This is a genomic window from Paracoccus sp. J55, assembly GCF_000513975.1.
GTDB lineage: Bacteria > Pseudomonadota > Alphaproteobacteria > Rhodobacterales > Rhodobacteraceae > Paracoccus.
This window is the reverse complement of sequence record NZ_AZVA01000002.1, coordinates 16,621-41,635: the sequence shown is the minus strand read 5'-3', so window position 1 is coordinate 41,635 and position 25,015 is coordinate 16,621. Positions and strand designations below refer to the sequence as shown.

The window sequence follows — 25,015 nt, the reverse complement described above, 5'->3', positions numbered from 1 at the left end:
GCCGGGGATTGAGCGCGGCGGCGCCTCCGGTCGCCTCTTCCCCCCGTCGCGCCGAAGCCCTAGATTGCCGCCATGCGCTGGACCTTGCCCAATCTCCTGACCGTTCTGCGACTTGCGGCCGCGCCGCTGGTGCCGCTGATGTTTTTCTTCCTCAGCCGGCCCTTCGCCGATTTCGCGGCGCTGGCGCTGTTCCTGATCGCTGCCGTGACCGACTGGTTCGACGGCTACCTCGCCCGGGCCTGGGGGCAGGAAAGCCGCTTCGGCGCCGCCATGGACCCGATCGCCGACAAGGCCATGGTCATCATCGCCGTGGTGGTCATCACCGGCTATTCCGGCATGAACCCCTGGCTGATCCTGCCCGCGACGGTGATCCTGTTCCGCGAGGTCTTCGTCTCGGGCCTGCGCGAATTCCTGGGCGACAAGGCCCGGCTGCTCAAGGTCACCAAGCTCGCCAAGTGGAAGACCACGGCGCAGATGGTGGCCATCGCCGTGCTTTTCCTGGGCACCGGCCTGAACTATTATGAGACCGGCCACCCGCCCCTGGTGGGCGAGACCAGCCTGCCCTGGTCCGACAGCTGGGCGGATCTGGCGACGCAGGCCGGGCTGGCGCTGATCTGGATCGCCGCGGTGCTGACCGCGATCACCGGCTGGGACTATTTCGCCAAGGCCCGGCCCTTCCTGAGGGATGACCATGGCGCTTGACGTGCTTTACTTCGCCTGGCTGCGCGAGCGCATCGGCCAGCCGCGCGAGCGGATCGAGACCGAGGCCGCGACCGTGCGCGAACTGGTCGCGCAGCTTGCCGCCATGGACGAATGGCACGCCGCGGCGCTGGCGGATCTGTCTGCGGTGCGCGTCGCCGTCGATCAGGAGCTGGCCGATCTGGACGCGCCGCTTTCCGGCGCGCGCGAGGTCGCCTTCTTTCCGCCGATGACCGGGGGCTGAGATGTCGGCCCGGGTCCAGAGCGCGCCTTTCGACCTTGGCGCCGAACTGGCGGGTTTCGGCGCGGGCTCCGGCGCGGTCGTCACCTTCACCGGCCTGGTGCGCGACGAAGGCGGCCGGCTGCAGGCGCTGGAGATCGAGCATTACCCCGGCATGACCGAAAAGGCGCTGGCCGCCTATGGCGAGCAGGCGGCGCGGCGCTTCGGGCTGGACGACTGGCGCATCCTGCATCGCCACGGGCGGCTGGCGGCGGGCGAACCGATCATGATGGTCGCCACCGCGGCCCGCCATCGCGAGGCGGCCTTCCAGGCGGCGGAATACCTGATGGACTGGCTGAAATCCCGCGCGCCGTTCTGGAAGCGCGAGATCGGCCCGGACGGCCCCGGCGCCTGGGTCGAGGCCCGCGCCGAGGACGAGGATGCATTGTCGCGGTGGCAAGGCTGACGTTGCAATCCGGGACTGCCGCAAGCATATAGACCGCAACCAGACCGGATGACAGCGCGGAGCCCTGAATGACTTACCTGGAGTTCGAGAAGCCCCTTGCCGATCTTGAGGGCAAGGCCGAGGAACTGCGGGCACTGGCCCGGAAGGGCGAAGGCGTCGATCTGGAGAAGGAGGCGGCGGCGCTGGACCGCAAGGCCGAGGAGATGCTGCGCGACCTCTACAAGCAGCTCGATCCCTGGCGCAAGACGCAGGTCGCCCGCCACCCGGAACGGCCGCATTGCCGCGACTATATCGAGCAGCTCTTCACCGAATACACGCCGCTTGCCGGCGACCGCGCCTTTGGCGAGGACCACGCGGTGATGGGCGGGCTGGCGCGCTTCAAGGACCAGCCCTGCGTGGTGATCGGCCATGAGAAGGGCAACGAGACCAAATCGCGGATCTTTCACAATTTCGGCATGGCCCGGCCCGAGGGCTATCGCAAGGCGATCCGGCTGATGGACATGGCCGACCGCTTCCGCCTGCCGGTGATCACCCTGGTCGACACGCCCGGCGCCTATCCCGGCAAGGGCGCCGAGGAACGCGGGCAAAGCGAGGCCATCGCGCGCGCGACCGAGAAATGCCTGCAGATCGGCGTGCCGCTGGTCTCGGTCATCATCGGCGAGGGCGGCTCGGGCGGCGCCGTGGCCTTCGCCACCGCGAACCGCATCGCCATGCTGGAACATTCCATCTATTCGGTGATCTCGCCTGAGGGCTGCGCCTCGATCCTGTGGAAGGATGCCGAGAAGATGCGCGAGGCGGCGCATGCGCTGAAGCTGACGGCGCAGGACCTGAAGAAGCTGGAGGTGATCGACCGCATCATCTCCGAGCCGGTGGGCGGCGCGCAGCGCGCGCCGGCCGAGACCATCGCGGCGGTGGGCGAGGCGATCGCCGCCATGCTGGGCGAGCTGGCCGGCAGGAAACCCGCCGAGCTGATCAAGGACCGGCGGCAGAAGTTCCTGAACATGGGCGCGAAGGCCCTGGGCTGAGCGCCCGGCCGCTCCCTCGCACGGGGATTCGGGAAACGGAAAAAACGAACGACACTGCCCGGCGCGGTTGCGCCAGGATCCGGGCCTTTGCGTCTTCTCTGTTGCCCAAATACCCCTGCGACGGTGCAAGCCGGCGCTGCCGCATGGGTATTTGTGCAGCGAAGAAGCGCCGGGAAGAAGCGCCGGGCGCGCCGCGGTTTGCGTGGCGGTTCTTTCCGTTTTCCGAATACCCAAGCGACGCTTCCCCTGGGCGCGGCCGCGGGAGTATTTGCGAAACGGTGAAGACGCGCGATCAGCCGCGGGCGGCCCGGATCGACTCCTCGAGGATGTCGAGCGCCTCGTCGAAGACGTCTTCCTGGATGGTCAGCGGCGCAAGAAAGCGGATCACGTTGCCATGGACGCCGCAGGTCAGCAGGATCAGCTTGCGGGCGAGCGCCTCTTCGCGGACGCGGTTGGCGAAATCCGGGCTGGGCCTGTCGGTGCCGGCGATGTTGAATTCCACGGCGTTCATGAAGCCGGGACCGCGGATGTCGACGATCTCGGGCACCCCGTCGGCGATGCCGGCCAGGCGCTGCTTCAGCCGCTGGCCGAGGCGGGTGGCGCGGTCGCACAGCCCTTCCTCCTCGATCACGTCCAGAACGGCATGGGCGGCGGCGACGGCCAGCGGGTTGCCGGCATAGGTGCCGCCAAGGCCCCCGGGGGCCGGGCTGTCCATCACCTCGGCGCGGCCGGTCACGGCGCTGATCGGCAGCCCGCCCCCCAGCCCCTTGGCCATGGTGGTCAGGTCGGCCGCCGCGCCGTGGTGTTCCATCGCGAACAGCTTGCCGGTGCGGGCGAAGCCGGTCTGCACCTCGTCGGCGATCAGCAGGATCGAATACTGGTCGCAGATCTGCCGCAGGCGCTGGATGAAGCCGGCCGGCGCCTCGTAGAAGCCGCCCTCGCCCTGCACCGGCTCGATGATGATCGCGGCGACGCGCGAGGGGTCGATATCGGCCTTGAACAGCCGGTCGAGCGCCGCCAGCGCCTCCTCGGCCGTGACGCCGTGCAGCGGGTTCGGAAAGGGCAGGTGCCAGATATCGTTCATCATCGGCCCGAATCCGGCCTTGTAGGGCTGGACCTTGCCGGTCAGCGACATGCCCAGGAAGGTGCGGCCGTGGAAGCCGCCGGCGAAGGCCACCACCCCGGCGCGGCCGGTATGGTGGCGGGCGATCTTGACCGCGTTTTCGACCGCCTCGGCCCCGGTGGTGTAGAAGGCGGTCTTTTTCGGTCCCTCGCCGGGCACCAGCCGGTTCAGCCTTTCGGCCAGGGCCACGTAATTCTCATAGGGCACGACCTGGTGGCAGGTATGGGTGAAGCGGTCGAGCTGGGCCTTGACCGCCTCAATCACCCGCGGATGGCGATGGCCGGTATTGACCACGGCGATGCCGGCGGCGAAGTCGATATAGCGGTTGCCGTCCTTGTCCCAGATTTCGGCATTCTCGGCGCGCTCGGCATAGATCTGGGTGGTCATCCCCACCCCGCGCGAGATGGCGGCGTTCTTGCGGTCGGTCAGGCTGGTCATCGGCCCCTCCTCGATGCGATTCGGGGCCGATGCTATACGCGGGCCAGCGATCCGAACAGGGCCGCTTGCGCGCGCCCATGCGATGCTTCAGGCTGTGGCCATGTTCCCGATCCGCGACCATAATCCTTCCGAGCGCACGCCCTATGTGACCAACGGGCTGATCTTTCTGAACCTGGTCATGTTCCTGGTCACCATGCCCTGGGCCGGCGGCCAGGTCGGGCTGTGGGACCGGCTGGCGCTGTATCCGGTCGCAATCATGCATGGCGAATGGCTCTGGGGCCTGGCCACGCATATGTTCCTGCATGCCGGGATCATGCATATCGCCGGCAACATGCTGTTCCTGTGGGTCTTCGGCGACAATCTCGAGGACCAGATGGGCCATGCCGGCTTCCTGGTCTTCTATCTGGCCTGCGGGCTGGCGGCGGCGGCGGGCCAGATCGCCACCGATCCGATGAGCGACATTCCCATGGTCGGCGCCTCGGGCGCCATCGCCGGGGTGATGGGCGGCTATCTGCTGATGTTTCCGCGCGCCCGCGTCGACGTGATCGCGATCATCATCGTCATCATCCGCCGCTTCACCATGCCGGCCTGGGTGCTGCTGCTGGCCTGGTTCGGCATCCAGCTCTTGTCGAGCGCCGGCATGGTCGACGACGGCGTGGCCTATGTCGCCCATGCCGCCGGGTTCCTTGCGGGGATGGTGCTGGCGGTGCCGGTCTTCCTGCGCCGGGGCGGGCCGGATTTCTGGCGCCGCACCCATGGCCGCCCGCCGCATGCGCCGACCTATGCGCCCTCGCGCATCCCGCCGGTCCGGCGCTAGAGCCGGCCGCGGCTCATGTGGCGCTTGCCCGCGAAACCGGGCGCGCGCGTGACTTCGAACCCCGCCGCCGCCAGCGCCCGGCGCACATGGCCCGCTGCCGTATAGGTGGCGAAGGTGCCGCCCGGCGCGGTGTGGCGGGCGACTTCGGCCATCAGCGCCTCGCCCCAAAGCTCGGGGTTCTTGGCGGGGGAAAACCCGTCCAGGAACCAGGCATCGGCAAGGCCGTCCCAGCCGGGCAGCGCCTTGCGGGCATCGGCCTCGATGATCTCGGCCTCGACCAGGCCCACGGAAAGGCGGCGTTGCGGCCATCCGTCGCGCAGCTGTTTCGCCAGCGGCGCCAGCTCGGGGAAGGCGGCATGGGCCCGGGCCAGTTCCCCGACGCCCATCGGGAAGGCCTCGAAACTGGTGAAACGGACCGGCACCGTGGCGACCTGCGCCAGCGCCAGCAGGTTCAGCCCGGTGCCGAAGCCCAGTTCCGCCACATGGAAGCCGGGCCGCAGCCGCGCCGGCAGGTCGTTGCCGGCCAGGAAGACATGCCGCGTCTCGTCCAGCCCGCCGTTCAGGCTGAAATAGGGATCGTCGAAACGGCGCGAGACCGGAATCGCCCCCTCGCGCCAGTCCAGGTCGGCGCTGCTCTGGTCGCGCTCATCCATCCGCGCTAACTCCTTTTTGCAGGCAGATGCGGCAAGGGGCGGCGGAATGGCAAGCGAAATCACGGTGGCGGGCGCGGGCATCTTCGGCCTTTCCTGCGCATGGGAGCTGGCGCGGCGCGGCGCCCGCGTGCGGGTGTTCGAGGCCGCGCGGATCGGCGCCGGCGCCTCGGGCGGGCATGTCGGCGCGCTGGCCCCGCATGCGCCGGAAAACTGGAACGCCAAGAAGCAGGTGCAGCTGGAGGCGCTGGTCGCGGCGGCCGGTTGGTGGGCCGAGGTGGCGGCGGCGGGCGGCATCGACCCCGGCTATGCCCGCCATGGCCGCATCCAGCCGGTGCCCGAAGGGGCCGCGCCGCGCCTGGCCGAGCGCATCGCCGCCGCCCGCGCGCATTGGCCCGCCTGGGCCGGGATGGAACTGACCGACAAGCCGCAGGGGGCGCTGGTGCCGGCCTCGCCCTCGGGCCTGTGGCTGGTGGACCGGCTGACGGCGCGGATCAGCCCGCGCCGGGCCGGCGCCGCGCTGGCCGCCGCCATCCGCGCCCGGGGGGGCGAGATCGCCGAGGGGCGGCCTGCCCCCGATGCTCCGGCGATCTGGGCCACCGGCGTCGCGGGGCTTGCGCCCTTCGGCGGCAGCGGCGTCAAGGGCCAGTCGGCGCTGCTGGCTTTCGCCGCCCCCGACGCGCCGCAGGTCTTTGCCGACGGGATCCATGTCGTGCCCCATGCCGACGGCACGGTGGCCATCGGCTCGACTTCGGAACGCGACGCCATGCACACCGGCACCGACGCGCAGCTGGAGGCGCTGATCGACAAGGCGCGCGCGCTTTGCCCGGCGCTTGGCGATGCGCCGGTCGTGGACCGCTGGGCCGGCATCCGGCCGCGCGCCCGCTCTCGTGCGCCGCTGGTCGGACCATGGCCCGGACGGCCGGGCCATTACGTCGCGAATGGCGGCTTCAAGATCGGCCTGGCCATGGCGCCGGCCTGCGCGGTCCTGCTGGCGGACCTGATCCTCGACGGGCGCGACCGCATCCCCGAGGGCTTCAGGGTGCCCGAGCCTAAGGCCGGGGACTGACCCCGATCACCAGCGGATGCAGGTGGAACAGCGCCAGCCAGACCAGCACCGCCAAGGCCAGCCGCGGCCAGGTCCAGCGCAGCGCCACGCCGCGGCGCAAGCCCACCGCCAGCCCGAACAGCGCATAGGCCAGAAGCAGGCCGAACAGGATCACATGCGCCAGATCGCCATTCGCGACCAGATGCGCCGCGCCCCAGAGCGTGAAGCCTGCCATCAGCCCCGCCATGCCGCCCACCGCCGCCGCCAGCACCGCGACGGGCATGGCGATATTCACCAGCCAGCGCATCCAGCCCCATTGCGGCCACAGCTCGACATGGGGCGCCCCCCCCGCCGCCAGGATCAGCCAGTAAAGCAGCGCCAGCGACAGCAGGCTGTAGCCGATGACATAGCCCCGCCGCCCCAGCGCTGCGACCAGCGGCTCGCGGAACCGCGCCGGGATCACATGCGAGCCCAGGAAGGCCGCCAGCGCCAGGATGAATTCGCCCCATTCCATGCCGGCAGCCTAGCCCCGGTCCGGCGCGGCGGCAATCCGCGTTGACGCGGCGCCCCGCTGCGGCATGATGGCGCAAAGAGAGGATGCCATGACCCGCCTTCAGACCGCTTTCGACGCCATCGACAAGGCCAATTCCGCCGATCCGCACCTGGACCCCGAGGGCCGGCCCGAGGCGCTGCTCTACGGCCAGCGCATGACGGCCGAACAGCAGGCGCTCTATCCCGACGCCTCCGAGCCCCTGCGCATCGCCTGCCGCGGCCAGCATGTCGAGCGTTTCCTGCTGCCCCGCGACGCCTATCCGATGGACCGCGCCGGCTATCTGGCCTGGCGCACCGAACAGGGCCGCCGCCACGCCGCCCGCATCGCCGGCATCATGCGCGATGCCGGCTATGGCGACGAGGACATCGCGGCAGCCGGGAAGATGCTGACCAAGCAGGGCATCAAGCGCGACGGCGAGGTGCAGGCGCTGGAAGACGTGGCCTGCTTCACCTTCATCCGCTGGTATATGGGGCCCTTTGCCGAAGGCCGCGACCCGGACGAGCTGCAGCGCATCGTGGAAAAGACCGCGCGCAAGATGTCCGCCATGGCCCGCGCCCGGGCGCTGCAGGAATTCGCCATCCCCGAGCCCTTCGCCGCTGCCTTCCGTGCGTAACGTCCTTATCGTCGCCCATGGCCAGCCCGGCGACCCCGCCCCGCAGCAGCAGGCCATCGAGGCGCTGGCCGCCCGCATCCATGTCCCCGCTGCGCAGGTCAGGGGCGCGACGCTGGCCATGCCCGGCGCGCTGGACCGCGCCGATGACGAGACGCTGATCTATCCGCTGTTCATGGCATCGGGCTGGTTCACCCGCAGCGAATTGCCCCGCCGCCTGCGGCTGGCCGGCGCGCCGAATGCCCGCATCTTGCCGCCCTTCGGCAGCGATCCGCGCCTGCCCGCGCTCTGCCTCGCGCTGGTCGTCAAGGCGGCCGAGGCGCAAGGCTGGCGGCTGGCCGAAACCCATCTGCTGATCGCCGCCCATGGCTCGGGCCGTTCGCGCGCACCCTCCGAAGCGGCGCGCGAGATGGCCGCCGCCCTCGCCCCCCATGCCGCCGCGACAAGTTGCGGCTTCATCGAGGAAGCGCCCTTCATCGCCGAGGCCGCCCGCGACCTGCCCGCGCAGGCGATCTGCCTGCCGCTTTTCGCCACCCGGGCGGACCACGTCACCGACGACCTGCCCGCGGCGCTGGCCGATGCAGGCTTTCGCGGCCTCCTCCTGCCCCCGGTGGGCCTCGCGCCGGAGGTTCCGGCGATGATCGCCGAAAGCATTAAGGCCGCCCTGTCCGAGCGGCCCTGATCTTCTCTGTTTCTCAAATACCCTGCGACCGCGCCACCGGCACGGCGCAAAAGCCAGGGATCACATCGCCGCCAGCTGCGCCAGCGCCGCGCGGATTCGCGCCAGGTCGTCCTCCAGCGCGGCAAGCTTCTCGCGCGTCTCCTCGATCACCTCGGGCTCGGCATTCTCGACGAATTTCGGATTGCCCAGCCGCCCGCGCAGGCCCGAGGCGTCCTTCTCGGCCTTCCCCGCCGCCTTTTCCAGCCGTGCCGTTTCGGCCGTCACGTCGATCATCTCGCCGACCGGCAGCGCGAAGCTCGCCCCCAGTGCCGCGACCGAGATCATGCCCGGCCCCATGGCGCCCTCGGCAGGCGCGTTCACCCGCGCCAGCCGCTCGATCAGCGGCGCGTTGGCGGCCAGTGCCGCCCGCGCCGCATCGTCGGCCTCGGTCACGATCAGGTCGGGACGGGCGCCGGCCGGCACGCCGATCTGGGCGCGGGCCGAGCGGATGGCCTCGATGAGCTGGATCACCCAGTTCATCTGCCGGTCGGCCTCGGCGTCGATCAGCTCGGGCCCGTATTCCGGCCAGTCGCCATGCACCAGCATCCGCTGGCGATCCCCGGTCAGTGCCCAAAGCTCCTCGGTCACGAAGGGCATGATCGGGTGCAGCATCGTGTAGCACTGGTCCAGCACCCAGCCCATGGTGGCCCGGGTTTCCTCGCCATATTCGCCGTCGAACAGGGGCTTGGAGAACTCGACATACCAGTCGCAGACCTTGCCCCAGACGAAGGCGTAAAGCCCGGTCGCGGCGTCGTTGAAGCGGAACGTTTCCAGCGCCTCGTCGGTGGCCTGCCGGATGCGGGCGACCTCGCCGATGATCCAGCGGTTCACCACATGCCGCGGCTGGGGCCGCGCCACGCCGCCGCGCACGCCGTTCATCTCGGCAAAGCGGGTGGCGTTCCAGATCTTGGTGACGAAATTGCGGTTCGCCTCGACATGCTTCGGCCCCAGCTTGGGGTCGCGGCCCATGGCGGCCATGCTGGTCAGGGTAAAGCGCAGCGCGTCGGCGCCGTATTCGTCGATCAGGGTCAGCGGGTCGATGACGTTGCCTTTCGACTTCGACATCTTGGCGCCCTTTTCGTCGCGCACCAGCCCATGCACATAGACGGTGCGGAACGGCACCTGCCCGACCACGGCCAGCTGCATCATCATCATCCGGGCCACCCAGAAGAAGATGATGTCGAAGCCGGTCACCAGCACCGAGGTCGGGAAATACCTGCGCAGCTCGGCCGTATCCTCGGGCCAGCCCAGCGTGCCGATGGGCCAGAGCCCCGAGGAAAACCAGGTGTCCAGCACATCCGGGTCGCGCCAGACCGGATAGACCAGCTTCGTCGGGTCCTGGGTCAGGTTGTAATCGGCCAGCCCCTGGGCGAAGGCATCCACCGCCGCCTCGCGGTCGGCGACCTCGACCACCCGGGCCATTTCCAGCGGCACCGGCAGTTCGGCGATGGAATCGCGGAACTGTTCGGCCACCTCGGCAAAGCTCGGGGCGGCGTGGTGGATCTCGTCGCGATGCACCAGCCCTTCTTCCAGCAGGGCGAAGATCTCGACCTCGTCCAGCACGCCGTCATGGTCGTCCTCGACCTGGCCCTCCAGCCGCAGGTCGAGCCCGTACCAGACCGGGATCTGGTGGCCCCACCACAGCTGCCGGCTGATGGTCCAGGGCTCGATATTCTCCAGCCAGTGGAAATAGACCTTTTCATGCTGCTCGGGCAGGATGCGGGTCTGGCCCGAGCGCACCGCCTCCAGCGCCGGGCCGACGATCTTGGCGGTGTCCACGAACCACTGGTCGGTCAGCATCGGCTCGATCACCACGCCCGAGCGGTCGCCGAACGGCTGCATGATCGGCTTGGCATCGACCAGCGGCCGGCGTTCCAGATGCTCGGCGCCGGTCTCCTTGTCGATGGACTTGTGCAGATAGGTGACGGCCAGCCCTTCCTCGGTGATCGCCTCGACCACCCGCGCCCGCGCCTCGTAGCGGTCGAGGCCGCGCAATTCCTCGGGCACCAGGTTCACGTTCGAGACGTCGCCCACATCCTCGCCCCGTGCCGCGCGGGTGGCGATCTCGGCGCTTTCCTCGTAGCTCAGCCCGTCGGCGCGCATCTGGCCCTTGCCGTCCATCAGCGCGTAAAGCGGGATGCCGTTGCGCATGGCGACGGCATAGTCGTTGAAGTCATGCGCGCCGGTGATCTTGACCGCACCCGAGCCGAAATCCGGGTCGGGATATTCGTCGGTGATGATCGGGATCAGGCGGCGGTGTTCCTTGGGTCCGACCGGGATCTCGCAAAGCTTGCCGACGATGGGGGCATAGCGGGCGTCGTCCGGATGGACCGCGACCGCGCCGTCGCCCAGCATGGTTTCGGGCCGGGTGGTGGCGATGCTGATATAGTCCCGCATCTCGCGCAGGGTGACGTTGCCGTCGGCGTCGCGCTCGACATATTCATAGGTCTCGCCGCCGGCCAGCGGATATTTGAAATGCCACATATGGCCGGGCACCTCACGGTTCTCGACCTCGAGGTCGGAAATCGCGGTCTCGAAATGCGGGTCCCAGTTGACCAGCCGTTTGCCGCGATAGATCAGGCCCTTCTCATACATGTCCACGAAGACCTTGATGACGGCATCGTGGAAATTGCCCTCTTCGCCCGCGGGGGCGCCGGGGGCGCCGGACATGGTGAAGGCATTCCTGGACCAGTCGCAGGAAGCGCCCAGGCGTTTCAGCTGCTCGACGATGGTATGGCCGGATTCCTGCTTCCAGGCCCAGACCTTCTGCAGGAAGGCTTCGCGCCCGATCTCGCGGCGGTTCGGTTCCTGCCGCTCGGCCATGCGGCGCTCGACCACCATCTGCGTGGCGATGCCGGCATGATCCTGCCCCGGCTGCCAGAGCGTGTCAAAGCCGCGCATCCGGTGCCAGCGCACCAGGATGTCCTGCAGCGTGTTGTTCAGCGCGTGGCCGATATGCAGGCTGCCGGTCACGTTCGGGGGCGGGATCACCACCGAGAAGCTTTCCGCCCCCGGTTTCGCATTGGCGCCCGCGGCGAAGGCATTGCTTGCCGCCCATTCCCGCGCGATCCGCGCCTCGGCGGTCCCGGCGTCGAAATTCTTGTCCATGGCCATGTCGCTTACCCCTCGAATCGAAAAGGGGATAGCGAAACCACGGCGAAAGGCCAAGAGGCGCTAGAGAAACCGCGCCGCGATCCCGTCCTTGAACGGGAACCAGCCATAGAAGGGCCGCGCGCCCTCGATCACCCGCTGGACCGAGGGCCGCGCCACCAGCCGCTCGAAATACCCGGTCAGGCGCGGATGATCCGCGAAGGGATGGATGGCGCCGGCATAGAACAGCGCCGGCATGGCGGCGCAATCCGCCAGGCCGAAGCCGCCCGCGATCCAGTCGCGCCCGTCCAGACGGCGGTCGAGCGCGGCATAGGCCAGGTCCAGCTTGCCGCGGGCAAAGGGCGCGACCCGTTCCTCGGCCCCTTCGGCCATGAAGATGCGGGCATCGACGATCTGCTGCATCATCTGCATCACCTGGAAATCCAGGAAGCGGTCCCATTGCCGCGCCGGCAGCGAGGCGTCGGGGTCGGGGTCCAGCAGGCGCTGCGGCCCGGGATGGTGCCGGTCCAGCCATTCGATCATCAGCGAGCTTTGCGACAGCACCAGATCGCCCTCGCGCAGCGCCGGCATCCGGCCCATCGGCTCGACCGAGAGCATCAGCGCCCGGTCGCCCTCGTCACCCAGGTCGATATGGCGAAACTCGAAATCCGTCCCCAGCTCGTAAAGCGCGATCAGCACCTTCTGCGTATAGGAGGACAGCGGGTGGCCATAGAGCGTCAGCATCACGCGGCCTGCGCGAAATGCGCGAGCTGCGCGGCATGGGCGCGCCGGAAGGCCGGGCGGGTGGTGATGCGGTTCATGTAGGCGGAAAGCTCCGGATGGGCGGCCAGCTCGCCCACGCTGTCCACCACGCGCAGCACATCGGCCAGCAGGAGGTCGGCGATGGTGAAGCGGCCGGCGGCGATGAAGTCCCGCCCTTCCAGCACCGGGACCAGCTGCCCCAGACGCTCGTGCAGGCGCGGCAGGGCCAGTTCCTCGGCCCGCGCGTCCTGATCGAAGATCCGCGCCAGCACCATGGCCATCACCGCCGGTTCAAGGCTGTTGAGCGCGGCGACCAGCCATTGCTGCGTTTCGGCCCGCGCGGCGGCCTCGCGCGGCATCAGCGCCTCGGAGCGTTCGCCGAGATAGAGCAGGATGGCGCCGCTTTCGAACAGCGACAGTTCGCCGTCCCGCAGGATCGGCACCTGCCCGAAGGGTTGGCGGGCGAAATGCTGCGGCGTCTTTTCGCGCACGCTGGTGGTCTCGATCTCGTAGGGCAGGCCGGCTTCCTCGCAGGCCCAGCGGATGCGCAGGTCGCGGACATAGCCGACGGCAAAGGGCGGCACCCAGTCATAGGTCGTGATCACGATTGTCATGGCTTACTCCTGCCGGGCGAACTCGGCGTCGATTTCGATGGTGATCGGATCGGTGAAGAATTCGTTCATGCCATGGGCCTGCGGGTCGATCTCGGTCCGGGCGTGGATGCCGATCAGGTCGCGGATGATCGGATTGCCGGCTTCGTCGCCGGTATAGCCCTTGCCCGCGCCGATCAGCGTCACCTCGAATGTCGCGGGCTGGGTCTTGCCCAGCAGGGTCAGCTGGCCCGAAACCGTGCCCTTGGTCGGGCTTTCCGCCGTGAAGCTGTCAGCGGTGAAGCGCGCGGTGGGGTTCGCCGCGCTGTCCAGATAGTCCGGGCCGGTCAGGATCTCGGCAAAGCCCGCGACCGGGGTCATGACCGAGGCGATCTCGACCTCGGCTTCCAGCCGGCTTTGCGCCGGGTCGTCCGGGTTCCAGTCGAGCTGGCCCGAGACGGTGCCGAAGCGGAAGACGCTGACCGAAAAGCCCATATGCGGCACGCGGGCCTGCACCGCCGAATGCGCCGGGTCCAGGCGATAGGCCCCGGCGGCTGCGGCATGAAAGTCCTGCTGGCCGCGCGGGATGCTCTCTGGCGTCACCTCCTGGGCCGCAGCGGGTGCGGCCCAGAGGGCGAGCGCGATCAGGGATGCGCGGATCATGGCGTTTCGTCCTTGGGCCCGACCACGGCGAAATGCGCGCCCTGCGGGTCGCGCGCCACCGCGATGAAGGCCGGACCGGGCACCTCGACCGGGCCGTGCAGCACCTCGCCGCCGCCGTCGCGGATGCGGGCGATGGCGGCATCGACGCCGTTCACGCCGAAATAGGGCAGCCAGCAGGGCACCGGCGCATTGCCCAGGCCCATCATGCCGCCGATATCGGTGCCCTGCCAGGCGAACAGCTGGTAGGTGCCCATCTCGCCCATGTCCATGGCGGTGGACTTTGTCCAGCCGAACAGCTCGGCATAGAAGTCGAAGCCCGCGCCGGGATCGGTCGACATCAGCTCGATCCAGTTGCCGCGGCTTTCCTTGCCCTGGTTCCAGGCCCCGGATTCGACAGGGGGCTGGGGGTCCATCGGCGCCGGCTGCAGGATGCCGAAGGTGGCGCCCTGCGGGTCGGTGACGACGGCGAACCGCCCGGTGCCGGGAATGTCGGCCGGCTCGCGGAAGACCGAGCCGCCCAGCGTTTTGATCTTGGCCGCCGTGGCATCGGCATCGTCCACGTCGAAATAGATCATCCAGAAGGGCGGCACGTCGGCGCAGTCCTCGGGCATCTCCATCAGCCCGGCGATCATGTCGCCGCCATGGCTGGCCAGGTGATAGGTAAAACCCTCCATCCCGGAATCGGCGGTCGTCCAGCCGAGCACCTTCTCATAAAAGGTCCCGGCCGCGTCGAGCCCGCCCCTTGCGGTGGAGAGCTCGAACCAGCAGGGTTTGCCGCGATACATGGCCGCCCCCTTCAGGCTTTCTCGTCCACGATGGGCTCGAAGCCGCCCCACATCATCCGCATGCCGTCGAAGGGCATCTCGGGCGGCCCCTGCATCTCGGGGTCGGACATCATCTTCTCGAAGCCCGCATCCGCGGTCGCCTTGTCGGGCCATTCGATCCAGGAAAACACCACGGTCTCGTCGTCCTTGGCCTGGGTGGACATGTAGAAATCGTTGACCTTGCCGCGGGGCACGTCCACCCCCCATGCCTCGACCATGCGCAGCGCACCGTAACGCTTGAACATGGACCAGGCCCCCTGGGCCATGTCGATGTATTTCTGCTTGTTCGCCGTCGGAACCGGCAGCAGGAAACCGGAGTAGTAGGTCATGTCTCTTCCTCCTCATCGGGCGCGGCATGCGCCAATGAGTCGCAGGCTGACAGTTGCAGTATGAAAAAGCAACTGTTAATATCGAAATATGACTGACACTGGCAAGATCTCGCGACTGCGCTATGAAGAAGGGTGCCTTGGCGCCCATGCGCTGAATTTCATCGGCGACCGCTGGGCGCTTCTGGTGGTGCGCGAACTGATGTTCGCGCCCAAACGCTTCCAGATGATCCGCGCCGGGCTTCCCGGCGTCACGGCCAGCGTCCTGACCCAGCGCCTGACCCAGCTGGTGCAGGCGGGGGTGGTGACGCATGACGATGTGCTGGGGGTCTACGCGCTGACCGAGGCCGGCCGGGCGCTGCATCCGGTGCTGCGCGAGCTGTGCCGCTGGGCGCTGGTGATGCCGGGGCACGATCCGCGGAAATTCATCAGCCTTTCCGCGCTGATGATCTCGATCTCGGCCACGGTGGACAGCGCGGCCGCCGCCGGGTCACCGCTGCGCGCCGGCTTCGTTTCGGGCAAGGAGGGGTTCGAGGTCACGCTTTCCGCGGACGGGATGCCGCAGGTCCGGGCGGCGCGGGCGCCGGCGGCGGATTTCGTGCTGGAGGGTTCGGGCAATGCGCTGGCGGCGGCGGTCTATGGGCCGGGGCCGGTGGCGCTGGCCTCGGCCGGGCTGATCGCGCTGCGCGGCGACCGCAGCGCCGCGCAGCAGTTCACGGCGCTGTTCCGCCTGGCGACTCAGACGAGGTCCAGGAGCGAATCGCCCGAGGAGACCGAGCAGGCGCCGGGCGTTTCCTCGACCTGAAGCTCCTCCACCGTGCCGTCATTGACCAGCATGGCATAGCGTTTCGAGCGGCCGTTGACCCAGCCCGCGCCCTCGATGTTCATCCCCAGCGCCTTGGTGAAGCTGCCATCGGCATCGGCCAGCACCTCGATCCCGGCATCGGTCGCGCCGGTATCCGCGGCCCATTTCCCGGCGACGAAGGGATCGTTCACCGTGATGCAGACCACGCGCGACACGCCCTTGTCGCGGAACTTGTCGGCGTTCTTCACGAAGCTGGGCATATGGGCATTGGTGCAGGTCGGCGTATAGGCGCCCGGCACGGCAAAGATCGCCACGCGGCCCTTGGCCAGATCGGCGGCGGCCACTTCCTCGGGGCCGTTGGCGCCCGGTTTCAGCAGCTTGCCTTCGGGCAGCTTGTCGCCTTTCGAGATGGACATGCGCGGTTCCTCCGTCAATTGCATCGTTCCGGGGGCGACTATAGGCTCTGCGCCGCAGGCAAACCAGCGAGGGCGAAGAATGAACATCGTGATCCTTGGCGCGGGACAGGCGGCGGCCTCTCTGGCGGCGAAACTGCGCGCGCTGGGGCACGAGGGCGGCATCGCCGTCATCGGCGACGAGCCCGCGCCGCCCTATCAGCGCCCGCCGCTGTCCAAGGCCTATCTGCTGGGGCAGATGGGGCTGGACCGGCTGACGCTGCGCACCGCGGACTGGTGGGAGGAGCAGGGAATCGCCCTGCATCTGGGCGAGCGCGCGACGCGCATCGACCGCGACCGTCGCGCGGTGGTGACGGATCGCGGCGAGCATCCCTATGACCAGCTGGCCCTGACGCTGGGCGCCGCGCCGCGCCGCCTGCCCGCCGCGATGGGCGGCGACCTGCCCGGCGTGCATGTGGTGCGCAACCTGGCCGACATCGCGGGGCTGCGGCCGGCGCTGGTCGCCGGGCGCCGTCTGGTGGTGATCGGCGGCGGTTATATCGGGCTGGAGGCCGCCGCGGTGGCCCGCAAGCTGGGGCTGGAGGTGACGCTGGTCGAGGCGGCGCCGCGCATCCTGGGCCGCGTCGCCGCGCCCGAAACCGCGGAGATGATCCGCGCCCTGCACCGCGCCCATGGCGTCGAAATCGTCGAGGGCACCGGCATCGCCCGCATCACCGGCGACACGGCCGCGGACGGGGTCGAACTGGCCGACGGCCGCCGCCTGCCGGCCGATCTGGTGATCTGCGGCATCGGCATCGCGCCCGAGACGTCGCTGGCCGAGGCGGCGGGGCTGGCCATCGACAACGGCATCGCCACCGATGCGCTTGGCCGCAGCTCGGACCCGGCGATCTGGGCGGCGGGCGATTGCGCCAGCTTTCCGGCAGCGGGGGGAAGGCTGCGGCTGGAAAGCGTCGGCAATGCCATCGACATGGCCGAGGCGGTGGCGGCGAATATGCTGGGCGCGAACGTCGCCTATGTGCCGAAGCCGTGGTTCTGGTCGGACCAGTTCGACGCGAAATTGCAGATCGCCGGGCTGAACCTGGGTTACGACCGGGTGGTGACGCGGCCGGCGGCGAATGGCGGCTCGGTCTGGTATTTCCGCGACGGCCGGCTGATCGCCGTGGACGCGCTGAACGACGCCCGCGCCTATATGATCGGCAAGCGGCTGATCGAGGGCGGCCGCTCGCCCAGCCCCGGGGCCGTGGCCGAGGCGGTCGAGTTGAAGGCGCTGATGGCATGAGAATCGTGGGCGGCACCCTGCGCGGGCTGAAACTGGCCGAGATCGGCGCCGGCGATCCGGCGGCGCATCTGCGTCCGACCACCGACCGGGTGCGCGAGTCGATCTTCAACCTGCTCATCAACGGCACGCATGGCAATCCGATCCCCGGCGCGCGGGTGCTGGACCTGTTCGCCGGCACCGGCGCGCTGGGGCTGGAGGCGCTGTCGCGCGGCGCGGCCCGCGTGGCCTTCGTCGATGACGGCGTGGTGGCGCGCGGGCTGCTGCGCACGAATATCGAGAAGGCCCGCGCCATGGGGGTGACCGATGTCTGGCGCCGCGACGCGACAAGCCTGGGCGAGAATCGCGGCGCGCCCTATGGGCTGGTGTTCCTGGACCCGCCCTATGGCAAGGGGTTGGGCGAGCGCGCGCTGGAATCGGCGCTGGCCGGCGGCTGGATCGCCCCGGGCGGCATGGTGGTCTGGGAGGAATCGGCCCCGCCCGGCCCGGTCGCGGGGCTGGAACGGATCGACCAGCGCAAATACGGCGACACGTTTGTCACATTGTTGCGCGCGGGACACGATCAGGTGGCGCGATCCAGCTTCGTGGACAGGTGAATCAGGCTCTCGCTGGAGCGCACGCCGGTCAATCCGCCGATCTGATCCAGCACATCGTCCAGCTGGCTGGTCGATATGGCGGCCAGTTGCAGCAAAAGATCGACGCGGCCGCTGGTGGTATGGATGCGCTCGACCTCGGGCAGGCTGCGCAGCCGGGCCAGGATCGCGGCCTGGGCGCGGGGTTCGATGGTCAGCATGCAGGTGGCGCGGATGCGATGCTCGCGCGCGGAATCGCCCAGCCGCAGGGTGTAACCGGCAATGGCGCCCGAGGTTTCCAGCCGCTCCAGCCGCGCCTGCACGGTCGAGCGCGCCACCTTCAGCCGCCGCGCCAGAACCGCGACCGACATGCGCGCGTCCTGCGCCAGATGGGCCAGAATGCCGCGATCAAGTTCGTCCACCTGGCCACCCGTCGATTTGCCGAAACTTTCGTCATATTAACGAAGCTGCGGCCCATTTCCACCCTTTTCATTGCAGCAATCGGAACCCATAGGGCGCAGACTTGTTTCCACCCACACGCGCACAGGAAGGATATGCCGATGGGACTGACCGAGGGCCGCGGCCCCAAGACCGTCTGGAACAATCCCGCCGAGATCATCCGCAGGCTGAGCCCGGAAAATCCGGTGATGGTCTTTGCCCCCTCGGTCCTGCGCGCCACGGCGCAGCGGTTCCTGCAAGGCTTTCCCGGCCTCGTGACCTATGCGGTCAAGTCGAACCCGGACGAGGCGGTGATCCGCACGCTTTCCGCTGCCGGGATCAAGGGTTTCGACGTGGCCTCGCCCTATGAGATCGACCTGATCGGCCGGCTGGCCCCGGATGCGGCGCGCCATTACCACAACCCCGTGCGCTCGCAGGCCGAGATCGTCCATGCGGTCGAGGCAGGGATCAAGTCCTGGTCGGTGGACAGCCGCTCGGAGCTGGACAAGCTTTTCGCCCGCGTGCCGGCCGAGAATTGCGAGATCTCGCCGCGCTTCAAGCTGCCGGTGCTGGGCGCGGCCTATGACTTCGGCTCGAAATTCGGGGCCACGCCGGAACTGGCGGCGGAACTGCTGCGCGCGGTGGCGGATCGCGGCTACATCCCTTCGCTGACCTTCCACCCGGGCACGCAATGCACCGATCCGCATGCCTGGGAAAGCTATATCACCACCGCGGCCGAGATCTGCGCCATGGCGGGCGTCAAGGCGCGGCGGCTGAACGTCGGCGGCGGCTTCCCCTCGCATCGCGTGACCGGGGTCGAGCCCGACCTGGCCGCGATCTTCGCGCTGATCCGCCGCGTGACCGACGAGGCCTTCGGTCCCGAGGCGCCGCAGCTGGTCTGCGAGCCCGGCCGCGGGCTTTGCGCCGATGCCTTTTCGCTGATCACCCGCGTCAAGGCGGTGCGCGACGGCCAGAACGTGTTCCTGAACGACGGCGTCTATGGCGGGCTGTTCGAACTGCCCATCGTCGGCAATCTCGACCGGCTGCAGGTGCTGACCCCCGAGGGCACCCCGCGCGAGGACGAGCCGATGCCCCGCATCATCTTCGGCCCGACCTGCGATTCGGTGGACCGTCTGCCGGGCGAGCTGACTTTGCCCGCCAATATCCGGGAAGGCGACTATGTCGTCTTCCACGGCGCCGGCGCCTATTCGACCGTCACCAACACCCGCTTCAACGGCTTCGGGCTGATGGCACACCTGACCGTGAACGCGCTTGAATAGGCATTAATCGACGCTTCGCTTTTCCGTGCTAGCGTCGGCGCATGGAATCAACGCCTCCGCCGATATGCCAGATCGTCCTGATGGACGGCACCTTCGCCTCGCTGACCGAGGGGCGAAGGTCCTCCATCGCCCGCATCCATGCCATGCTGTCGGGCGAATACGGGGCGCTGCCGGCGCCGGTCCGGATGCATTACGCCCCCGGCCAGCAATGGGACGCCTGGCGCACCCTGCCCGAACTGACCATGGGTTCGGCGCTGGAGCGGCATATCTGCAACGCCTATGCCTGGCTCGCCCGCGAATGGCGGCCGGGCAATCCGCTGTTCTTCTTCGGCTATTCGCGGGGGGCCTTCGCGGTGCGGTCGCTGGCCGGGATGATCGGCCGGGTGGGGCTGCTGACCCATGCCCATGCGACGCGCCGCAACGTGCAGCTGGCCTGGCAGCTTTACCGCAACGGCGGCGACAGCTTGGTGCGAAGGCTGGATCCCGGGCTGTGCCATCCGACGGTGCCGATCCGGATGATCGGGGTTTTCGACACGGTGATGGCGCTGGGGATCCGGCTGCCGCTGCTGTGGATCCTGACCGAGCCGCGCTTTCGCTTTCACGACGCGCATCTGGGGGCCGAGGTCGAGCACGGCGTCCAAGCGCTGGCGCTGGACGAGACGCGGGCCGCTTTCCAGCCCCTGATCTGGGACAGCGCCTCGGCCCCCGGCCGGGTCGAGCAGATGTGGTTTCGCGGCTGCCACCCCGATGTGGGGGGCCAGCTTTCCGGGCTGGAATATGCCCGGCCGCTGGCCAATATCCCGCTGGTCTGGATGATGACGCGGGCCGAGGCATTCGGCCTGCCGCTGCCCGAAGGCTGGGGCCGGCATTTCCCCTGCGACGCCACCGCGCCCTCGGTCGGGTCCTGGCGCAGATGGGGCAAGGCGTTTCTGGCCCGCGCGCCGCGGCTTGCCGGCGCCGACCCCTCCGAGATGCTGCATCCTTCCGTGCCGCGGCCCTATACCGGCCCGGCGCTGCTGGCGGGGGCGCTGGCCGAGGCGGCACCGCCGCGTCCGCATCGCCGGCGGCGGCTGGTGCGGTTCGGATCGCCTGCTCCGCCGGTTCCCGGACCTCCGATGCCGGGGCTGGGCGGGGAATCGGCCGGGGCTGCGCTGCCGGTCATGGTGCAGCCCGAAGGAATGGCTTCCGCCGGGCCGGCCGTTTCGCCCGCTCTGCGCCCCGAGCCTCCGGCGCAGGGCAGGGACGGACCCGAGCCGGCGGCGCCGGCCGACGGCATGGCGCAGACCGGCCGGAACGGCGATGGCTGATCCGTTGCCGGCACAAGGGACCACTGCGGGCCGGGAAACGCCTGCCGCTCCTGCCGGCCCGCGGCCCGACCCGGGGACGCTGGCGGCCCTGGCCGATCGCGGCCGGTCAGGCCACGCGCGAGAATTCGCCCTTGGGCTCGATCCCCAGCGCGGCGCAGACCTTCAGAACCAGTTCGGGCTTGTTCAGCGTGTAGAAATGCAGCCTGTCCACGCCGCCCTCGACCAGCCGCTCGCACAGGCGAACGCAGATATCCAGCGCCAGCTGGGCCTCGCCCTCCTTGCCGGCGGCGGCGAAGGCCTCCTCGGCCCATTGCGGGACCGAGGTGCCGCAGCGTTCGGCAAAGCGGCGGGTGCCGGCCCAGCTCTGGATCGGCAGGATGCCGGGGATGATCGGCGCCTCGATCCCCGCCGCGACACAGGCGTCGCGAAAGCGGAAATAGGTCTCGGCGTCGAAGAAGAACTGCGTCATTGCCGAGCTGGCGCCGGCATCCACCTTGCGCTTGAGCCAGGCCACGTCGGCGGCGGTGTCGGGGCTTTCCGGATGCGGCTCGGGATAGGCGCCGCAGCGAATGGTCATGTCGCCGCGGGCCGCGATGGCCTCGATCAGCTCGACCGAATTGGCGAAACCGTCGGCATGGGGGGTGAACCGCTCTTGCCCCTGGGGCGCGTCGCCGCGCAGCGCCACGATCTCATGCACGCCGGCGGCCGCGTATTCCTGGACGATCTGCAGCGTCTCCTCGCGCGTGGCGTCGACGCAGGTCAGATGCGCGGCCACGTTCAGCCCGTAATGGCTGGCCAGCGCCGTCACCGCCTCATGCGTCAGCTGCCGGGTGGTGCCGCCGGCGCCGTAGGTGACCGAAACGAAATCGGGACCCAGGGGGGCAAGCGCGCGCGCCGTTTCCCACAGTCGAAACGACTGGTCCAGGTTCCGGGGCGGAAAGAATTCGAAGCTGGTCGCGGGCACGGGCATGGCACTCATCCTTTTGTCGCAGGACTTGTGACATGCGCCGCGACGTGAGACAAATTCATAATCTTCAAGATCGTGATGAGCGCCAATCAAGATGCACCTCGAGCTTCGCCACCTGCGCAGCGTGCGCGCCATCCATGAGCAGGGCGGCCTGGCCCGCGCCGCCGAGGTGCTGAACCTGACGCAATCGGCGCTGTCCCATCAGATCAAGGCGCTGGAAGAGCAGGCGGGGGTCGAGCTTTTCCTGCGCAAGACCAAGCCCTTGCGGCTTTCGGCGGCGGGCATGCGGCTCTTGCGCACCGCCGAGCAGGTGCTGCCGCTGGTCGAGGCCGCCGAGGCCGAGTTCCGCGCCGTCGAGCTGGGCCGCGCCGGCCGGCTGCATATGGCGATGGAATGCCATCACTGCTTCGACTGGCTTCTGCCGGTGCTGGACCAGTTCCGCCGCGCCTGGCCCGAGGTCGATCTGGACATCCGCTCCAGCCTGGCGCTGAAGGCGCTGCCGGCGCTGGAGCGGGGCCAGGTCGATATGGTGATTTCCTCTGACCCCGAGGAGATCGCCGGCATCACCTTCCAGCCGCTTTTCGACTATGCCCCGACCATGGTGGTCGGCGCCGGCCATCCGCTGGCCGCCAAGGGCTATGCCGAGCCGGCGGATCTGGCGGGCGAGACGCTGATCACCTATCCGATGGACCGGGCGCGGCTGGACGTGTTCTCGCAATTCCTCGATCCCGCCGGGGTCGAGCCCGCCCATGTCCGGCAGGTCGAGCAGACGGCCATCGCCCTGATGCTCATCGCCTCGGGGCGCGGGGTGGCGGTGATGCCCGACTGGGTGCTGCGCGCCCAGGCCGGCAATCCCGAGCTGGCGCTGCTGCCGCTGGGCCGGCAGGGCATGCTGCGCCGGCTTTACGCCGCGCTGCGCACCGAGGATCTGCAGCAGCCCTATATGGCGCATGTGCTGCGCCTGGCCCGGACCGAGCCGGTCAGGATGATGCGGGCGCTGGCGCAGGGCTGAACGCGGCGGCGCAGGGGGCGGTCATCCTCGGGATCATCGTTACAATGGCACTCTTTGAGCCAGATCCCGAGGAGTCCTTCCCCCGGCAGGGCCTTGACCGGGCCATGCCGCAAGCGATTTTCTTCATCACGACGCGCGCCAGGATGCGTATCCGAAGCGGTTTTCGGGCCGGTCTGACCGGATGGCTGCCGCCATTCCTGCATGAAGAAGCAATGCGTGGCTAACTAAACCTTAACGTGCATTTGGTCAATATATCCAATGCGAAAATCTGTAACAAAAATCGTTGTAAATCCGCCCGCCCTCCGGGTTCCGGCAGCGGGCCTTCAGCTCGGCCCGCATGTTGCGGCGCGGGGCCGATCCGCCACAGCGGCGGGGCGGAAATGCTGCGCGGATTTGACAAACCCCCGCAATCGCCGGATGAATCCGATTCATCCGTTGCGATCAGGACCGTCATGGCCAGCCTTCCCGACGACCCCAAGCTTAGCGCCACCGTTTCGGACGGCGTGCTGCGGCTGTCGGGAGAGTTCAGCGTCTGGACGCTGGGCCAGCTGCCGCCCGAGGCCGGGACCGCGCCCCGGCTGGAGCTGTCGGGGCTGACCCGGCTGGACACCGCCGCCGCCTGGTATCTGACCGGGCGCGAGCGCGAGGGCGCGCGGCTGGACGGGCTGACCGAGGCGCAGGCCCGGCTGCTGGACACCGTACGGCAGGCGCTGCCCCGCCGCGATGCCGAGGCCGGGGGGCCCGCGGGCTGGCGGCTGATGCTGGAACAGACCGGCCGCCGCGTGGTCGCCGCGCTGGTGTTCCTGCGCGAGATCGCCGAGTATCTGGGCCGCTTCCTGGCCGCCCTGGCGCGCGGCCTGCTGCATCCGCGCGATTTCCGCTTCACCTCGCTGGTGTATCATTGCCAGGAAACCGGGCTGCGCGCCGTGCCCATCGTGGCGCTGATGTCCTTTCTGATCGGCGTGGTGCTGGCCTTCCAGGGCGCGGCGCAGCTGCGCCAGTTCGGGGCCGAGGTCTTTGTCATCGACCTGATCGCCATCTCGATCCTGCGCGAACTGGGCATCCTTCTGACCGCGATCATCGTCGCCGGACGCACCGCCTCGGCCCTGACCGCCTCGATCGGCTCGATGAAGATGAACGAGGAAATCGACGCCATGCGCACCCTGGGGCTGGACCCGGACATGGTGCTGATCCTGCCGCGGGTGCTGGCGCTTGTGATCACATTGCCGATCCTGGGGCTGGTCGCCAATCTTGCCGGGCTGGTCGGCGGCGCATTGATGTCCTGGATCGAGCTGGGCATCTCGCCCTCGATGTTCCGCTATCGGCTTTTGGCGGATACCAGCGTCGACCATGTCATCGTCGGCCTGTCCAAGGCGCCGGTCTTTGCGCTGATCATCGGCGTCATCGGCTGCCATGCCGGGATGAAGGTCGGCAAGGATGCCGAATCGCTGGGCGCCGAGACCTCGCGCGCCGTGGTCAACGCCATTTTCGCGGTGATCGTGGTCGATGCGCTGTTCTCGGTCTTCTTCGCCGAGGTGGGGCTGTGAGCGAAAACCTCATCGAGGTCAGGGGCTTGCGCACCCAGTTCGGCCGCCATGTCGTGCATGACGGGCTGGACCTCGACTTGCGGCGGGGCGAGATCCTGGGCGTGGTCGGCGGCTCGGGCACCGGGAAATCGGTGCTGCTGCGCACCATCGTCGGGCTGAACCGGCCGACCGCCGGGACGGTGCGGGTCTTCGGCCAGGACGTCGGCGCGCTGACCGGCCCGGCGCGCGAGGCGCTGGAGCGGCGCTGGGGCGTGATGTTCCAGGGGGGCGCGCTGTTTTCCTCGCTGACCGTGCGCGAGAATGTCGAGGTGCCGCTGCGCGCCGTGCCGGATCTTTCGCCCGAGGCGCGGCAGGGGCTGGCCGAGCTGAAGGTCTCGATGGCCGGGCTGCCGTGGAGCGCGAATGACAAATACCCCTCGGACCTGTCGGGCGGCATGAGAAAGCGCGCCGGTCTGGCGCGGGCGCTGGCGCTGGACCCCGAAATCGTGTTCCTGGACGAACCTACCGCCGGGCTCGATCCCATCGGCGCCGACGCCTTCGACCGGCTGATCGTCGAGCTGCGCGATGCGCTGGACCTGTCGGTGTTCCTGGTCACGCATGACCTGGATACGCTGCATGCCTGTTGCGACCGCATCGCGGTGCTGGCGGAAAATCGGGTGCTGGTGACCGGCACCATGGCCGAGATGCTTCAGGTCGATCACCCTTGGGTGCATGAATATTTCCACGGCCCGCGCGCCCGCGCCGCCATGACCACCGGCCGCGCCAAGGAGTAG

The 25,015-nt window shown here is 69.0% G+C and carries 29 protein-coding genes; 16 read left to right on the top strand and 13 right to left on the bottom strand.

Translation table 11 applies throughout. The features are described 5' to 3' along the window. Positions 1 to 72: 72 nt before the first annotated feature. The 4 genes from pgsA (at position 73) to PARJ55_RS0102260 (ending at position 2,410) form a co-directional block, all read left to right on the top strand. Positions 73 to 702, top strand: a complete 630-nt coding sequence (pgsA, locus tag PARJ55_RS0102275) for a CDP-diacylglycerol--glycerol-3-phosphate 3-phosphatidyltransferase (protein ID WP_028711515.1) — start codon at positions 73 to 75, stop codon at positions 700 to 702. Next, complete coding sequence (gene moaD, locus PARJ55_RS0102270) at positions 692 to 943, top strand: molybdopterin converting factor subunit 1 (RefSeq protein WP_028711514.1); 252 nt, start codon at positions 692 to 694, stop codon at positions 941 to 943. Before pgsA ends, moaD begins: the two co-directional genes overlap by 11 nt. Before the next feature lies 1 nt (position 944). Continuing rightward, complete coding sequence (locus tag PARJ55_RS0102265) at positions 945 to 1,385, top strand: molybdenum cofactor biosynthesis protein MoaE (RefSeq protein ID WP_028711513.1); 441 nt, start codon at positions 945 to 947, stop codon at positions 1,383 to 1,385. A 68-nt stretch (positions 1,386 to 1,453) separates the two neighbouring features. Further along, the gene (locus PARJ55_RS0102260) at positions 1,454 to 2,410 is read left to right on the top strand and encodes an acetyl-CoA carboxylase carboxyltransferase subunit alpha (RefSeq protein WP_028711512.1); all 957 of its coding nucleotides are present in this window, start codon (positions 1,454 to 1,456) and stop codon (positions 2,408 to 2,410) included. Positions 2,411 to 2,702: 292 nt separating this feature from the next. Here the strand turns inward: PARJ55_RS0102260 and PARJ55_RS0102255 are convergent, their stop codons facing one another. Continuing rightward, a complete protein-coding gene (locus tag PARJ55_RS0102255; protein ID WP_028711511.1) occupies positions 2,703 to 3,971 on the bottom strand; it encodes a 4-aminobutyrate--2-oxoglutarate transaminase in 1,269 nt (422 codons plus the stop codon). A gap of 100 nt (positions 3,972 to 4,071) precedes the next feature. On the opposite strand from PARJ55_RS0102255, the gene PARJ55_RS0102250 reads away from it, so the two are divergent. Continuing rightward, positions 4,072 to 4,788 carry a rhomboid family intramembrane serine protease gene (locus tag PARJ55_RS0102250; RefSeq protein WP_028711510.1) on the top strand — a complete coding sequence of 239 codons (717 nt, stop codon included), beginning with the start codon at positions 4,072 to 4,074 and terminating at the stop codon, positions 4,786 to 4,788. Here the strand turns inward: PARJ55_RS0102250 and mnmD are convergent. Then, positions 4,785 to 5,441, bottom strand: a complete 657-nt coding sequence (mnmD, locus tag PARJ55_RS0102245; protein WP_028711509.1) for a tRNA (5-methylaminomethyl-2-thiouridine)(34)-methyltransferase MnmD — start codon at positions 5,439 to 5,441, stop codon at positions 4,785 to 4,787. The genes PARJ55_RS0102250 and mnmD overlap by 4 nt on opposite strands. A gap of 46 nt (positions 5,442 to 5,487) precedes the next feature. On the opposite strand from mnmD, the gene PARJ55_RS0102240 reads away from it, so the two are divergent. After that, complete coding sequence (locus PARJ55_RS0102240; protein ID WP_028711508.1) at positions 5,488 to 6,507, top strand: FAD-binding oxidoreductase; 1,020 nt, start codon at positions 5,488 to 5,490, stop codon at positions 6,505 to 6,507. On the opposite strand, the gene PARJ55_RS0102235 is transcribed toward PARJ55_RS0102240, so the two are convergent. Next, positions 6,491 to 7,000: an NnrU family protein gene (locus PARJ55_RS0102235; RefSeq protein WP_028711507.1), complete on the bottom strand. Its 510-nt coding sequence runs from the start codon at positions 6,998 to 7,000 to the stop codon at positions 6,491 to 6,493. The genes PARJ55_RS0102240 and PARJ55_RS0102235 overlap by 17 nt on opposite strands. Positions 7,001 to 7,088: 88 nt before the next feature. On the opposite strand from PARJ55_RS0102235, the gene PARJ55_RS0102230 reads away from it, so the two are divergent. Next, entirely contained in the window at positions 7,089 to 7,652 is a 564-nt protein-coding gene (locus PARJ55_RS0102230; protein WP_028711506.1) for a DUF4202 domain-containing protein, read from the top strand. Further along, positions 7,645 to 8,331 (top strand): sirohydrochlorin chelatase, encoded by a 687-nt coding sequence (locus tag PARJ55_RS0102225; RefSeq protein ID WP_028711505.1) that lies wholly within the window; start codon positions 7,645 to 7,647, stop codon positions 8,329 to 8,331. The genes PARJ55_RS0102230 and PARJ55_RS0102225 overlap by 8 nt, the downstream gene beginning before the upstream one ends. Before the next feature lie 60 nt (positions 8,332 to 8,391). Here the strand turns inward: PARJ55_RS0102225 and PARJ55_RS0102220 are convergent, their stop codons facing one another. From PARJ55_RS0102220 to PARJ55_RS0102195, 6 genes are read right to left on the bottom strand one after another with little or no spacing between them, the layout of a single operon-like run. Next, complete coding sequence (locus PARJ55_RS0102220; protein ID WP_028711504.1) at positions 8,392 to 11,484, bottom strand: valine--tRNA ligase; 3,093 nt, start codon at positions 11,482 to 11,484, stop codon at positions 8,392 to 8,394. A gap of 60 nt (positions 11,485 to 11,544) precedes the next feature. After that, complete coding sequence (locus tag PARJ55_RS0102215) at positions 11,545 to 12,204, bottom strand: glutathione S-transferase family protein (RefSeq protein ID WP_051416131.1); 660 nt, start codon at positions 12,202 to 12,204, stop codon at positions 11,545 to 11,547. Beyond that, positions 12,204 to 12,836 carry a glutathione S-transferase family protein gene (locus tag PARJ55_RS0102210; protein ID WP_028711502.1) on the bottom strand — a complete coding sequence of 211 codons (633 nt, stop codon included), beginning with the start codon at positions 12,834 to 12,836 and terminating at the stop codon, positions 12,204 to 12,206. Before PARJ55_RS0102210 ends, PARJ55_RS0102215 begins: the two co-directional genes overlap by 1 nt. 3 nt (positions 12,837 to 12,839) lie before the next feature. Beyond that, positions 12,840 to 13,475: a YceI family protein gene (locus PARJ55_RS0102205; protein ID WP_028711501.1), complete on the bottom strand. Its 636-nt coding sequence runs from the start codon at positions 13,473 to 13,475 to the stop codon at positions 12,840 to 12,842. Then, the gene (locus PARJ55_RS0102200; RefSeq protein WP_028711500.1) at positions 13,472 to 14,260 is read right to left on the bottom strand and encodes a VOC family protein; all 789 of its coding nucleotides are present in this window, start codon (positions 14,258 to 14,260) and stop codon (positions 13,472 to 13,474) included. Before PARJ55_RS0102200 ends, PARJ55_RS0102205 begins: the two co-directional genes overlap by 4 nt. 11 nt (positions 14,261 to 14,271) lie before the next feature. Continuing rightward, the gene (locus PARJ55_RS0102195) at positions 14,272 to 14,628 is read right to left on the bottom strand and encodes a DUF1428 domain-containing protein (protein WP_011748611.1); all 357 of its coding nucleotides are present in this window, start codon (positions 14,626 to 14,628) and stop codon (positions 14,272 to 14,274) included. 88 nt (positions 14,629 to 14,716) lie between these two features. Here PARJ55_RS0102195 and PARJ55_RS0102190 point away from each other — a divergent pair, with 88 nt between their 5' ends. Then, positions 14,717 to 15,430, top strand: coding sequence for a helix-turn-helix domain-containing protein (locus PARJ55_RS0102190; protein ID WP_028711499.1), 714 nt, complete (start codon positions 14,717 to 14,719; stop codon positions 15,428 to 15,430). Here PARJ55_RS0102190 and PARJ55_RS0102185 read toward each other — a convergent pair. Beyond that, positions 15,364 to 15,846 (bottom strand): peroxiredoxin, encoded by a 483-nt coding sequence (locus PARJ55_RS0102185; protein ID WP_028711498.1) that lies wholly within the window; start codon positions 15,844 to 15,846, stop codon positions 15,364 to 15,366. The two genes, PARJ55_RS0102190 and PARJ55_RS0102185, sit on opposite strands and share 67 nt — an antisense overlap. Before the next feature lie 79 nt (positions 15,847 to 15,925). Here PARJ55_RS0102185 and PARJ55_RS0102180 point away from each other — a divergent pair, with 79 nt between their 5' ends. Together PARJ55_RS0102180 and rsmD are read left to right on the top strand one after the other, a co-directional pair. Further along, positions 15,926 to 17,122 carry an NAD(P)/FAD-dependent oxidoreductase gene (locus PARJ55_RS0102180; RefSeq protein WP_028711497.1) on the top strand — a complete coding sequence of 399 codons (1,197 nt, stop codon included), beginning with the start codon at positions 15,926 to 15,928 and terminating at the stop codon, positions 17,120 to 17,122. After that, entirely contained in the window at positions 17,119 to 17,715 is a 597-nt protein-coding gene (rsmD, locus tag PARJ55_RS0102175) for a 16S rRNA (guanine(966)-N(2))-methyltransferase RsmD (protein ID WP_028711496.1), read from the top strand. The genes PARJ55_RS0102180 and rsmD overlap by 4 nt, the downstream gene beginning before the upstream one ends. Here the strand turns inward: rsmD and PARJ55_RS0102170 are convergent. Beyond that, positions 17,682 to 18,113 (bottom strand): Lrp/AsnC family transcriptional regulator, encoded by a 432-nt coding sequence (locus PARJ55_RS0102170; protein WP_028711495.1) that lies wholly within the window; start codon positions 18,111 to 18,113, stop codon positions 17,682 to 17,684. The genes rsmD and PARJ55_RS0102170 overlap by 34 nt on opposite strands. A gap of 138 nt (positions 18,114 to 18,251) precedes the next feature. Between PARJ55_RS0102170 and PARJ55_RS0102165 the strand changes: the two genes are divergently transcribed. After that, on the top strand, positions 18,252 to 19,409 hold the full coding sequence (locus PARJ55_RS0102165) for a type III PLP-dependent enzyme (protein ID WP_028711494.1): 1,158 nt from the start codon (positions 18,252 to 18,254) through the stop codon (positions 19,407 to 19,409). Positions 19,410 to 19,489: 80 nt separating this feature from the next. Further along, the gene (locus PARJ55_RS21380; protein ID WP_230377717.1) at positions 19,490 to 20,716 is read left to right on the top strand and encodes a DUF2235 domain-containing protein; all 1,227 of its coding nucleotides are present in this window, start codon (positions 19,490 to 19,492) and stop codon (positions 20,714 to 20,716) included. Positions 20,717 to 20,822: 106 nt separating this feature from the next. Here PARJ55_RS21380 and metF read toward each other — a convergent pair whose 3' ends face one another. After that, on the bottom strand, positions 20,823 to 21,686 hold the full coding sequence (gene metF, locus PARJ55_RS0102155; protein ID WP_028711493.1) for a methylenetetrahydrofolate reductase [NAD(P)H]: 864 nt from the start codon (positions 21,684 to 21,686) through the stop codon (positions 20,823 to 20,825). Between the two features lie 91 nt (positions 21,687 to 21,777). Between metF and PARJ55_RS0102150 the strand changes: the two genes are divergently transcribed. Next, a complete protein-coding gene (locus PARJ55_RS0102150; RefSeq protein ID WP_028711492.1) occupies positions 21,778 to 22,695 on the top strand; it encodes a LysR family transcriptional regulator in 918 nt (305 codons plus the stop codon). 220 nt (positions 22,696 to 22,915) lie between these two features. Here PARJ55_RS0102150 and PARJ55_RS23825 read toward each other — a convergent pair whose 3' ends face one another. Beyond that, on the bottom strand, positions 22,916 to 23,149 hold the full coding sequence (locus tag PARJ55_RS23825; RefSeq protein WP_156929407.1) for a hypothetical protein: 234 nt from the start codon (positions 23,147 to 23,149) through the stop codon (positions 22,916 to 22,918). Here PARJ55_RS23825 and PARJ55_RS0102145 point away from each other — a divergent pair. Further along, the gene (locus PARJ55_RS0102145) at positions 23,148 to 24,242 is read left to right on the top strand and encodes an ABC transporter permease (RefSeq protein WP_028711491.1); all 1,095 of its coding nucleotides are present in this window, start codon (positions 23,148 to 23,150) and stop codon (positions 24,240 to 24,242) included. The two genes, PARJ55_RS23825 and PARJ55_RS0102145, sit on opposite strands and share 2 nt — an antisense overlap. After that, positions 24,239 to 25,015: an ABC transporter ATP-binding protein gene (locus tag PARJ55_RS0102140; RefSeq protein WP_028711490.1), complete on the top strand. Its 777-nt coding sequence runs from the start codon at positions 24,239 to 24,241 to the stop codon at positions 25,013 to 25,015. The genes PARJ55_RS0102145 and PARJ55_RS0102140 overlap by 4 nt, the downstream gene beginning before the upstream one ends.

Excerpts from the sequence above, each read along its gene's own strand:
- pgsA (WP_028711515.1), top strand. The coding sequence starts at position 73 with ATGCGCTGGACCTTGCCCAATCTCCTGACCGTTCTGCGACTTGCGGCC.
- moaD (WP_028711514.1), top strand. The coding sequence starts at position 692 with ATGGCGCTTGACGTGCTTTACTTCGCCTGGCTGCGCGAGCGCATCGGC.
- PARJ55_RS0102265 (WP_028711513.1), top strand. The coding sequence starts at position 945 with ATGTCGGCCCGGGTCCAGAGCGCGCCTTTCGACCTTGGCGCCGAACTG.
- PARJ55_RS0102260 (WP_028711512.1), top strand. The coding sequence starts at position 1,454 with ATGACTTACCTGGAGTTCGAGAAGCCCCTTGCCGATCTTGAGGGCAAG.
- PARJ55_RS0102255 (WP_028711511.1), bottom strand. The coding sequence starts at position 3,971 with ATGACCAGCCTGACCGACCGCAAGAACGCCGCCATCTCGCGCGGGGTG.
- PARJ55_RS0102250 (WP_028711510.1), top strand. The coding sequence starts at position 4,072 with ATGTTCCCGATCCGCGACCATAATCCTTCCGAGCGCACGCCCTATGTG.
- mnmD (WP_028711509.1), bottom strand. The coding sequence starts at position 5,441 with ATGGATGAGCGCGACCAGAGCAGCGCCGACCTGGACTGGCGCGAGGGG.
- PARJ55_RS0102240 (WP_028711508.1), top strand. The coding sequence starts at position 5,488 with ATGGCAAGCGAAATCACGGTGGCGGGCGCGGGCATCTTCGGCCTTTCC.
- PARJ55_RS0102235 (WP_028711507.1), bottom strand. The coding sequence starts at position 7,000 with ATGGAATGGGGCGAATTCATCCTGGCGCTGGCGGCCTTCCTGGGCTCG.
- PARJ55_RS0102230 (WP_028711506.1), top strand. The coding sequence starts at position 7,089 with ATGACCCGCCTTCAGACCGCTTTCGACGCCATCGACAAGGCCAATTCC.
- PARJ55_RS0102220 (WP_028711504.1), bottom strand. The coding sequence starts at position 11,484 with ATGGCCATGGACAAGAATTTCGACGCCGGGACCGCCGAGGCGCGGATC.
- PARJ55_RS0102215 (WP_051416131.1), bottom strand. The coding sequence starts at position 12,204 with ATGCTGACGCTCTATGGCCACCCGCTGTCCTCCTATACGCAGAAGGTG.
- PARJ55_RS0102210 (WP_028711502.1), bottom strand. The coding sequence starts at position 12,836 with ATGACAATCGTGATCACGACCTATGACTGGGTGCCGCCCTTTGCCGTC.
- PARJ55_RS0102205 (WP_028711501.1), bottom strand. The coding sequence starts at position 13,475 with ATGATCCGCGCATCCCTGATCGCGCTCGCCCTCTGGGCCGCACCCGCT.
- PARJ55_RS0102200 (WP_028711500.1), bottom strand. The coding sequence starts at position 14,260 with ATGTATCGCGGCAAACCCTGCTGGTTCGAGCTCTCCACCGCAAGGGGC.
- PARJ55_RS0102195 (WP_011748611.1), bottom strand. The coding sequence starts at position 14,628 with ATGACCTACTACTCCGGTTTCCTGCTGCCGGTTCCGACGGCGAACAAG.
- PARJ55_RS0102190 (WP_028711499.1), top strand. The coding sequence starts at position 14,717 with ATGACTGACACTGGCAAGATCTCGCGACTGCGCTATGAAGAAGGGTGC.
- PARJ55_RS0102185 (WP_028711498.1), bottom strand. The coding sequence starts at position 15,846 with ATGTCCATCTCGAAAGGCGACAAGCTGCCCGAAGGCAAGCTGCTGAAA.
- PARJ55_RS0102180 (WP_028711497.1), top strand. The coding sequence starts at position 15,926 with ATGAACATCGTGATCCTTGGCGCGGGACAGGCGGCGGCCTCTCTGGCG.
- rsmD (WP_028711496.1), top strand. The coding sequence starts at position 17,119 with ATGAGAATCGTGGGCGGCACCCTGCGCGGGCTGAAACTGGCCGAGATC.
- PARJ55_RS0102165 (WP_028711494.1), top strand. The coding sequence starts at position 18,252 with ATGGGACTGACCGAGGGCCGCGGCCCCAAGACCGTCTGGAACAATCCC.
- PARJ55_RS21380 (WP_230377717.1), top strand. The coding sequence starts at position 19,490 with ATGGACGGCACCTTCGCCTCGCTGACCGAGGGGCGAAGGTCCTCCATC.
- metF (WP_028711493.1), bottom strand. The coding sequence starts at position 21,686 with ATGCCCGTGCCCGCGACCAGCTTCGAATTCTTTCCGCCCCGGAACCTG.
- PARJ55_RS0102150 (WP_028711492.1), top strand. The coding sequence starts at position 21,778 with ATGCACCTCGAGCTTCGCCACCTGCGCAGCGTGCGCGCCATCCATGAG.
- PARJ55_RS0102145 (WP_028711491.1), top strand. The coding sequence starts at position 23,148 with ATGGCCAGCCTTCCCGACGACCCCAAGCTTAGCGCCACCGTTTCGGAC.
- PARJ55_RS23825 (WP_156929407.1), bottom strand. The coding sequence starts at position 23,149 with ATGACGGTCCTGATCGCAACGGATGAATCGGATTCATCCGGCGATTGC.